This is a genomic window from Terrabacter sp. NPDC000476 (assembly GCF_040300125.1).
GTDB lineage: Bacteria > Actinomycetota > Actinomycetes > Actinomycetales > Dermatophilaceae > Terrabacter.
Genome location: NZ_JBEPDF010000013.1, coordinates 1 through 3,174 on the forward strand (window position 1 = coordinate 1; position 3,174 = coordinate 3,174).

Annotated in this window: 2 rRNA genes; both read right to left on the reverse strand. The window is 57.0% G+C overall.

Features of this window, described 5'->3' with window-relative positions:
• Positions 1–2,205, reverse strand: a 23S ribosomal RNA gene (locus tag ABT295_RS21075); the annotation flags it as partial.
• A gap of 356 nt (positions 2,206–2,561) precedes the next feature.
• A 16S ribosomal RNA gene (locus ABT295_RS21080) occupies positions 2,562–3,174 on the reverse strand; the annotation flags it as partial.

Consider the following 3,174-nt stretch of genomic DNA (forward strand, 5'->3'; position numbering starts at 1 on the left):
CATTCGTGCAGGTCGGAACTTACCCGACAAGGAATTTCGCTACCTTAGGATGGTTATAGTTACCACCGCCGTTTACTGGCGCTTAAGTTCTCAGCTTCGCACTTGCGTACTAACCGGTCCCCTTAACGTTCCAGCACCGGGCAGGCGTCAGTCCGTATACATCGTCTTGCGACTTGGCACGGACCTGTGTTTTTAGTAAACAGTCGCTTCTCCCTGGTCTCTGCGGCCGATCACGCTTTCGACAGCAAGTGTCGTCACGATCAGGGCCCCCCTTCTCCCGAAGTTACGGGGGTATTTTGCCGAATTCCTTAACCACGATTCACTCGATCGCCTTGGTATTCTCTACCTAACCACCTGAGTCGGTTTGGGGTACGGGCGGCTCGGACCTCGCTAGAAGTTTTTCTCGGCAGCATAGGATCACCCTCTTCCCGCATTCGCGGTCACTATCAGGTCTCAGGCTTCATGCGATCCGGATTTGCCTGGATCGCGCCCTACACCCTTGGACGTGGACAACCATCGCCACGCGGAGGCTACCTTCCTGCGTCACTCCATCGCTTGACTACTACCTGATCGGGTCGTGCGCTCCACACACCCGGTAACCCCGAAGGGTTGGTGGGCGTGCTTCAGGCACTTAGCATCACAAGGTTCATCAGGGGCGGTCCTTCGCCGGTTCCGGAATATCAACCGGATGTCCATCGACTACGCCTGTCGGCCTCGCCTTAGGTCCCGACTTACCCAGGGCAGATTAGCTTGACCCTGGAACCCTTGGTTATTCGGCGGACGGGTTTCTCGCCCGTCATTCGCTACTCATGCCTGCATTCTCACTCGTGTGGCCTCCACGGCTGGTTCACACCGCCGCTTCCCTGGCCACACGACGCTCCCCTACCCATCAACACGCCTGGACACCAGTCCCGCAGGAGTTGGTGCCGAGCAAAATGTCAATGCCACAGCTTCGGTGGTGTGCTTGAGCCCCGCTACATTGTCGGCGCGGAATCACTTGACCAGTGAGCTATTACGCACTCTTTAAAGGGTGGCTGCTTCTAAGCCAACCTCCTGGTTGTCACAGCAACTCCACATCCTTTCCCACTTAGCACACGCTTAGGGACCTTAGCTGGTGATCTGGGCTGTTTCCCTCTCGACTACGGAGCTTATCCCCCGCAGTCTCACTGCCACGCTCTCACTTACCGGCATTCGGAGTTTGGCTAACGTCAGTAACCTGGTGAGGCCCATCAGCTATCCAGTAGCTCTACCTCCGGCAAGAAACACGTGACGCTGCACCTAAATGCATTTCGGGGAGAACCAGCTATCACGGAGTTTGATTGGCCTTTCACCCCTACCCACAGCTCATCCCCTCAGTTTTCAACCTAAGTGGGTTCGGTCCTCCACGCAGTCTTACCTGCGCTTCAACCTGGCCATGGGTAGATCACTCCGCTTCGGGTCTAGACCCAGCGACTCAAACGCCCTATTCGGACTCGCTTTCGCTACGGCTTCCCCACACGGGTTAACCTCGCCACTGAGCACTAACTCGCAGGCTCATTCTTCAAAAGGCACGCTGTCACCCCACACGCCCAACGGCGGGAGGCTCCAACGGATTGTAGGCACACGGTTTCAGGATCTATTTCACTCCCCTCCCGGGGTACTTTTCACCTTTCCCTCACGGTACTTGTCCGCTATCGGTCACCAGGGAATATTTAGGCTTAGCAGGTGGTCCTGCCAGATTCACACGGGATTTCTCGGGCCCCGTGCTACTTGGGATCCCCACCGGGAGTCCACACCATTTCGTCTACGGGGGTCGCACCCTCTATGCCGAGCCATTCAATGCTCTTCGACTATGACGCAGATTTCTCACTCCCTACAAAGGTGTCAGCCCCTGTTGGTGGGTCCCACGACCCCGAACGTGCAACGCCTGACAGCTATCACACACGCCCGGTTTAGCCTCATCCGCTTTCGCTCGCCACTACTCACGGAATCACTGTTGTTTTCTCTTCCTGTGGGTACTGAGATGTTTCACTTCCCCACGTTCCCTCCACACACCCTATATATTCAGATGCGGGTGACTGGACTTGCCTCCAGCCGGGTTTCCCCATTCGGAAATCCTCGGATCACAGTCTGGTTATCGACTACCCGAGGCTTATCGCAGATTCCTACGTCCTTCTTCGGTTCCTGGTGCCAAGGCATCCACCGTGTGCCCTTAAAAACTTGAACACTACAAAGATGCTCGCGTCCACTGTGAAGTTCTCAAAATACAACCGGCACCCCACACCCGAAACGAGGAACTCGCTCCATCGGTGGGGCCCACGACCAGAAGAAACCAGCCAGCACACACCCCCTCAGGGGTGCGTGTCGTCCGATCCTTCAGGACCCAACAACGTGTCAAGCGCCCACCCCCACCAGCAGCTGCGTTCCACTCCCTCCCACCTTGCGGCAGTCAAACGGGTTGTACTTGCAGCCGACCAGTGCAGATCGGCGCCAAAATCGATGTTCCACCCTTGAGCACCTGCCGTCCCACGTGCGGGGACAGACCAGGCTCTGGATCGCTTGACGCGACCAGTGCTCCTTAGAAAGGAGGTGATCCAGCCGCACCTTCCGGTACGGCTACCTTGTTACGACTTAGTCCCAATCGCCAGTCCCACCTTCGACGGCTCCCCCCACAAGGGTTGGGCCACCGGCTTCGGGTGTTACCGACTTTCGTGACTTGACGGGCGGTGTGTACAAGGCCCGGGAACGTATTCACCGCAGCGTTGCTGATCTGCGATTACTAGCGACTCCGACTTCATGGGGTCGAGTTGCAGACCCCAATCCGAACTGAGACCGGTTTTTTGGGATTCGCTCCACCTCGCGGTATCGCAGCCCTTTGTACCGGCCATTGTAGCATGCGTGAAGCCCAAGACATAAGGGGCATGATGATTTGACGTCATCCCCACCTTCCTCCGAGTTGACCCCGGCAGTCTCCCATGAGTCCCCAACCACCGAAGTGTTGCTGGCAACATGGAACGAGGGTTGCGCTCGTTGCGGGACTTAACCCAACATCTCACGACACGAGCTGACGACAACCATGCACCACCTGTACACCGACCCGAAGGCGCACCCATCTCTGGATGATTCCGGTGTATGTCAAGCCTTGGTAAGGTTCTTCGCGTTGCATCGAATTAATCCGCATGCTCCGCCGCTTGT